At 72.9% G+C, this 5,455-nt stretch carries 8 protein-coding genes; 1 reads left to right on the top strand and 7 read right to left on the bottom strand.

All coding sequences use genetic code 11. From position 1 onward, the window contains the following. Positions 1-195 precede the first annotated feature (195 nt). The 5 genes from J0670_RS28835 to J0670_RS28815 all read right to left on the bottom strand — a co-directional run bounded on the left by J0670_RS28835 (position 196) and on the right by J0670_RS28815 (position 2,748). Positions 196-612 (bottom strand): hypothetical protein, encoded by a 417-nt coding sequence (locus tag J0670_RS28835; protein ID WP_243437664.1) that lies wholly within the window; start codon positions 610-612, stop codon positions 196-198. A gap of 126 nt (positions 613-738) precedes the next feature. Continuing rightward, entirely contained in the window at positions 739-936 is a 198-nt protein-coding gene (locus tag J0670_RS28830; protein ID WP_207814623.1) for a hypothetical protein, read from the bottom strand. Between the two features lie 234 nt (positions 937-1,170). Continuing rightward, the gene (locus J0670_RS28825; protein WP_207814622.1) at positions 1,171-1,452 is read right to left on the bottom strand and encodes a hypothetical protein; all 282 of its coding nucleotides are present in this window, start codon (positions 1,450-1,452) and stop codon (positions 1,171-1,173) included. A gap of 117 nt (positions 1,453-1,569) precedes the next feature. Continuing rightward, on the bottom strand, positions 1,570-2,394 hold the full coding sequence (locus J0670_RS28820; RefSeq protein ID WP_207814621.1) for a hypothetical protein: 825 nt from the start codon (positions 2,392-2,394) through the stop codon (positions 1,570-1,572). Between the two features lie 105 nt (positions 2,395-2,499). Then, the gene (locus tag J0670_RS28815) at positions 2,500-2,748 is read right to left on the bottom strand and encodes a hypothetical protein (protein ID WP_207814620.1); all 249 of its coding nucleotides are present in this window, start codon (positions 2,746-2,748) and stop codon (positions 2,500-2,502) included. Positions 2,749-2,895: 147 nt separating this feature from the next. On the opposite strand from J0670_RS28815, the gene J0670_RS28810 reads away from it, so the two are divergent. Next, positions 2,896-3,219: an alpha/beta fold hydrolase gene (locus J0670_RS28810; protein ID WP_207814619.1), complete on the top strand. Its 324-nt coding sequence runs from the start codon at positions 2,896-2,898 to the stop codon at positions 3,217-3,219. 49 nt (positions 3,220-3,268) lie between these two features. Here the strand turns inward: J0670_RS28810 and J0670_RS28805 are convergent, their stop codons facing one another. Next, the gene (locus J0670_RS28805; RefSeq protein ID WP_207814618.1) at positions 3,269-3,889 is read right to left on the bottom strand and encodes a hypothetical protein; all 621 of its coding nucleotides are present in this window, start codon (positions 3,887-3,889) and stop codon (positions 3,269-3,271) included. A 5-nt stretch (positions 3,890-3,894) separates the two neighbouring features. Then, positions 3,895-5,304 (bottom strand): DUF2252 domain-containing protein, encoded by a 1,410-nt coding sequence (locus J0670_RS28800; protein ID WP_374223189.1) that lies wholly within the window; start codon positions 5,302-5,304, stop codon positions 3,895-3,897. Positions 5,305-5,455: the final 151 nt, after the last annotated feature.

Genomic DNA, 5,455 nt, shown 5'->3' with positions numbered 1-5,455 from the left:
AGATGCTCACCGCCGTCCCAGCCGGGGCCGTCCGGATCGAGGACCTGGTCCAGCGCGGACCGTCCGTACCCAGCTGGCACCCGCTCGGCAACCGGGGCGGCGGGCGTGCGGTGGTGGTCTTCCGTCCGGTGCGGAAGCAAAGCCAGCAGGCCGACCGCCCCGGTGCGAGCGGTCGGTGCTGTGCCGGACGCGGTGTCAGCCGGCGGTGATGCGGGCGAGAGTGGTCTGGAGACGGCGGACGGCGTCCTCGGCTTCGGTGTACTGCCCGGGGGCCGGGGGGACGGTGCCGAAGGCGTGGTCGTCTTCGGCGGGCAGGGCGCGCCAGCGCAGGACGGGTTCGAGCACGGTGAGCGCGCTGGAGAGGAACCAGGCCAGGCGGCCGTGGGTGCGGGCAAGGGCGATTGCGAGGACGGCGAGGACTTCCCGCAGGTGTTCCAGCCGGTCCTTGGCCGGCAGGACCTCCTGGACGTCCGGCGGGCCGACGGCCTCGCGCAGCCCGGTTTCGACCTGGACCGCGAGGCCGCGGTCACCCGGGGTCAGTTCCCATAGGTGGTCGCGGATCTGCTGCTCGGCTTCCTCGGCCAGGCGCGCGACCGCCGTCTGCATGTCCATGTAGCTCACCGTAATGACCGTGTCCAGCAGGCCAGACCGACGCGGGCCTCATCCCGCGACCCTACCCGGCGCTCCCGGCCCGACCCGTCCTCCGCGCCGGACCGGCTGCGGCATGCGCGCGGGACATCAGCGCCACTGGTAGGACGCGCCGCTCATCGCCGGGAGCAGCACCGGCCCGCCCGCAGCGGTGTCGGGCCGGACGGCCTGGCCGAGGACGGCGCCGATGTCCGGGTACAGGTGGAGGCCGGCCGCGTCGGCCAGCGGCAGCCACACCACCGGCGCCCGGCCCGGGTCGTCCCGCTCGGCCTGGACGACGGCCGCCACCAGGTGGTCGGCAGGTGGGCGGTGAAGACCAGGTGCCGGCGCCGCAACGGCGTGGTCTCGCCCGGCCGTCCGGTCTCCTGGTCCTGGACGAAGCGCAGCACCGGCGGGTCGACCAGGCCGCCGGGCAGCGAGTGCCGGAGGCCGGCCGGGCGCTGGCGGCTGATCAGGCAGAGGCGGTTGTCGTGGACCAGGACCGCGCAGACCCGCACCCCGAAGGCATCAGTGGCCCGGCACTCAGCGGGCGTCGGCCTCGTCGATCAGGTACTGGAGCTCGTCGAAGACCTCGAGCACGACGACGACCAGGACGTGGTCGGCGACCATGAACTCCACCACGACACCGGGCGCGGCATAGGCCTTCCGCAGGTGCTCGTCGGGGCCGATCGGCGCCGTGGCCGTCTTGTGGTACGGGTCGCGGGCGAGAACGCCAAGTGCGCGCTCCAGGAGGTCACGACGTTCGGCCGGCAGGGCGTCGATGGTCGCCTTCGCCTCGACGGTGTACTGCACGCGGTACGTCATGCCCGACACGATAGCCGGGACGGCGTCCGAACGGGGGACTCCCGCGAGCGGTGGCCTGCGGGAGGGAAGGGGAACGGGGACTGTCCTTCCCGCCGAGCGCGCTCTGGCGAATGCCCGCTACACCCTCAGACGATCGGTCTCCGTCGTCGTCGGGCCCCGTTTCACCACGTAGATGCCGGATCCGGACGGAGTCTCCAGCGACTGCTCCCGTAGCCGTCCAACGTCCATCGCAGCCGGCCAGCGCGTTGCGTGCTTGGACCAGCGCACCCCTTCCAGTCCGATGCCGGTCAAGTCGACGTTGGTGAGGTCGGCCTGGGTGAAGTCGTCCAGCAGGCCGTAGAGGCTCTCCGGCGCGATGTCGCCGACGACGTCCAGCCCGATCAGACGGCTCACAGCCTGGCCGAGGTCGTGAGAGAGGCGGCGGGCGAGGTCCTGGCTGACGGCGAGGTCGAGGTTGGGGCCACCGGTGAGTTGAGAGGAATCGACAGCGCTGATGAGGACGCGGGCGAGGGCGCGGGCACGGTTGAGAACGCGAGCGAGGACGCGGGCACGGACGCCGGTACGAGCGCGGGCGCGGGCGAGGACCCGGGCGAGGACGCGGGCCAGGTCGCGGGCAAGTTTGCGGGCGGAGACGAGGTCACGGGCGGGGACGAGGTCGTTGTTGAGGGCACGGCTGCGGATGAAGGAGCCGTCTGAGATACGACCAAGGGCACCGGCGCCACGGACGCCGGTGGAAACAAGGTCGCGGACGAGAGGGTGGTCGAGGTCCAGGAGAGGGGCGAGACCAGGGAGGCGGCCGGGGTCGATGGGCTCGACAGCGCGGTCGAGGGCGCTGACCAGATCAAGAACATGGACGAGGAGAGCCGCGATGGCGCTGGCGGAGATGACGGGGTGATTGCGCAGCGAGAGGCGCTTCTGAGGGGCGAGGGCAAGGATGCGCATGTACGGGTCTTCGCCGCCGACGGCCGGACCGGTGCTGCAGACCGCCCTGACCCGGTATCGCCGATAAGCCCGAGGAGATCCCGGCCGCCGATCGCTCCCTGTCGTTCACCTGATCCGTCCCCCTGACCGACCTGACTGCGGCGGGACCGTCAGGCTCAGGCTGCTGCCATCGCCGCGGATCTCCCGGAAACGGCTCCCCTCGGGCAGGGCCCGGGCGAGCGCCACCAGGGTCTGCCGGTGCGCGTGCTCCTGACGCACCCGCCAACGTAGCCCCAGGTACTGGCACACCGCAGCAACTACGCGGATCCCCAGACCCGACGCGCTCACCACCGTCGTAGCAACGAGCGGATCCATCCCGCCCCTCTCCTCGGAGCCCGCTCGGTACGGACCCTTCGTAGGCAAGAGGCGGAACATCCCCTCAGCGTGAACTCCGGGGTCCTGGAAATCTCGACGCGAGGAGGACACGGGAGCGGATCGTGGCCTCGCGCCCGAGTCGTCCGCGTGAGCAAGCTCGGCTCGCTGGCCCTGGTCTGCGCTGACAACCCCGCTGCCTTCCTCGGCACCGGGCCTGCGTCGCACCGCAGCGCCCGCAAGGCGCAGTTCGACGACCCCGACCCGGCCCGGCGCGAGGGGCTGGCCCGGATCCGCGCCCGGATCCTGGCGATCGCCGGCGGCGCCACCAGTCCCGTCCCGCAGGAGCGGATCGCCGAACTCGCCCGGCGCATCCCGCACTGCCGCCTGGTCACCATCGAAGCCGGGCACCTGGTGCACAGCGCCCGGCCCCGCGAGTACGTCGCCGGGGTGGCGCCGTTCCTGAAACGCTGAGGGCCCGGCGCCACCAGGCCGTCCGACATGTGCCCGAGCGGGCCGGCCGTCACCCGAAGACGATCGCGTGCCCGCCGGCGAGGCTGGCCCGGCAGGCCCGGTACAGCTGATGCCAGGCGAAGACCTCGGGCTCGAACGGGTCGTCCTCCGGCAACGCGGCCAAGCGGGACGACTCCGCGGGGTCGAGCGAACCGTCGGACGTCAGCCGGATCCCGATCGCGGCGGCGAACCCCTGGAGCTCGGCGAGCAGGGCGCCACTGGAACCCACCATGCCGCCGCCGGGCACACCGGACTCCGCCGGGAGGAAGAGCGGGTCCTCGAGCTCGAACTCCGCCGGTACGTAGTAGCCCTCGCAGTCGGAGTGGCAGAGCAGGTGCGAGTCGAACCGGAGTGTCTCCTCGTCCACCAACTCCAGCTCGGCCTCGTACTGCTCGCGGCTGACTCCGCGCGCCCCGGTCACCGGCTCGCCCAGCCGCTGCAGCACGTACACCCGCCGCAGCCCGGACAGGTAGCTGTACGGGAAGCCGGCCGAGAAGGCCCCGCCGTCGGCTCCCGGCGCGGCAGGCTCCCGCCAGGCCACGCCCTCGGCCTCGAGCGCCCGGTGCAGCACTTCGGCCTCGTCCCGCAGATCCGGGGTGCAGAGTGCTCCCACACTGATCGACAGTCCCATACCGGCTACACCCCCTGCTCGGCGGGCAGCCGCCCGCTGCGCACCGCCGCGACCAGCTCGGCGTGGTCGGCCTCGGTGCGGTCCGCGTAGGCGACGGCGAAGGCGGCGATCGCCTCGTCCAGCGCCTCGCCCTTGCCGCAGTACCCGGCCAGCAGGCCCGGGTCGGCGGTGTGGGCGTGCGCCCGGGCGAGCAGCGCGCCGGTGATCCGCGCGTAGTCGTCCAGCTGTTCCGGCTGCAGCGCGGCCGGGTCGACGCTGCCCTTGCGGTTGCGGAACTGCCGTACCTGGTAGGGGAGTCCGTCGACGGTCGTCCAGCCGAGCAGGGCGTCGCTGACCACCTGCATGTGCTTCTGGCCGAGCACGACGCGCTTGCCCTCGTGCTCCTCCTGCCGCTGCCCGCGGCCGTCGAGGTACGGCAGCAGCACGGACGGGCGGGCCTCCTTCACCTGGAGCACCAGCGGCTGGTCCCGGTGGTCGGTGAGCAGGACCACGTACGAGCGGGTGCCCACGCTGCCCGTGCCCACTATCCGGAACGCCACGTCCTGCACCCGGTACCGGGACAGCAGGGTGCGCACCTCGGCCGGCACCGTCGCCACGTACGGGCCGAGCGCCTCGGCCACCGCGCGGGCGGTCGCGTCGGTGACCTCGGTGAGCACCGGGGGAGCGGCCGTGAACCGCCGGCCGCCGTCCGCGGTACGGGTGGTGCTGCGGGCGGCGAAGCGGGCGCTGGTGTTGCCGAGGGCCTTCGCGCCGACCTTCCGCAGCACGTCGGCGAGGTCGTGGGCCTCGGCGAAGGACACCAGCTGCTCGTCCGCCACGGCGTTCCAGGCGTCCAGCGCCGGCAGCTTGGCGAGGGTGCGCATGGTCCGGCGGTAGGAGCAGGCCGCGTGCTGCGCGGCCGCCCGGGCGGTGGTCTCGCTCGCCCCGGCCGCCCGGCCGGCCAGGACCAGGCTGGTGGCCAGGCGCTTGAGGTCCCACTCCCACGGGCCGGGCACGGTCTCGTCGAAGTCGTTGATGTCCATCACGAGTTGGCCGCGCGCGTCGCCGTACAGCCCGAAGTTCGCCGCGTGGGCGTCCCCGCACAGCTGGGCGTCGATCCCGGTGACCGGAGTGCTCGCGAGGTCGGCGGCCATCAGCCCGGCCGATCCGCGCAGGAAGGCGAACGGAGTGGCGGCCATCCGGCCCACCCGGATCGGCACCAGCCCCGGAATCCGACCGGCGTTGGACGCCTCGATCGCCTCCACTGCCGTCGGCCGGTCGGTCGTGGCCGCGAACTCCGCATGCGACTTCCAGGGCACCCGCTCCCGCAGCGCCTTCCCCTGCTCCCGCGCCCGCCGCGCCCTGCCGTCCGGCCCGGCCGCGAACCCGGCCACCGCGAACTGCCGGCGCACCTTGGTGTCTTCGCCCGTTGTCACTGCTTCCCGCCCGTCCTTCTCACTCCGCGTGTGCTGTCCCCTCCGTGCCGTTCAGGGCTGACGCCATGTGGTGGCATCAGCTCCGTCCGTCACTTGCCCGTCACCTGCCGTGGCAGTGATGTGGAGGGCAATGACCTGCAGGAATGGGCTG

Origin of the sequence: Streptomyces sp. FH025 (assembly GCF_017427025.1) — a bacterium.
GTDB lineage: Bacteria > Actinomycetota > Actinomycetes > Streptomycetales > Streptomycetaceae > Kitasatospora.
The sequence above is the reverse complement of the archived record's forward strand: the minus strand, read 5'-3'. Positions and strand labels throughout refer to the sequence as shown.

Bases quoted from the DNA above. Each gene is read 5' to 3' on its own strand.
- J0670_RS28815 (WP_207814620.1), bottom strand. From the start codon at position 2,748: ATGGATCCGCTCGTTGCTACGACGGTGGTGAGCGCGTCGGGTCTGGGG.
- J0670_RS28835 (WP_243437664.1), bottom strand. From the start codon at position 612: ATGGACATGCAGACGGCGGTCGCGCGCCTGGCCGAGGAAGCCGAGCAG.
- J0670_RS28825 (WP_207814622.1), bottom strand. From the start codon at position 1,452: ATGACGTACCGCGTGCAGTACACCGTCGAGGCGAAGGCGACCATCGAC.
- J0670_RS28820 (WP_207814621.1), bottom strand. From the start codon at position 2,394: ATGCGCATCCTTGCCCTCGCCCCTCAGAAGCGCCTCTCGCTGCGCAAT.
- J0670_RS28805 (WP_207814618.1), bottom strand. From the start codon at position 3,889: ATGGGACTGTCGATCAGTGTGGGAGCACTCTGCACCCCGGATCTGCGG.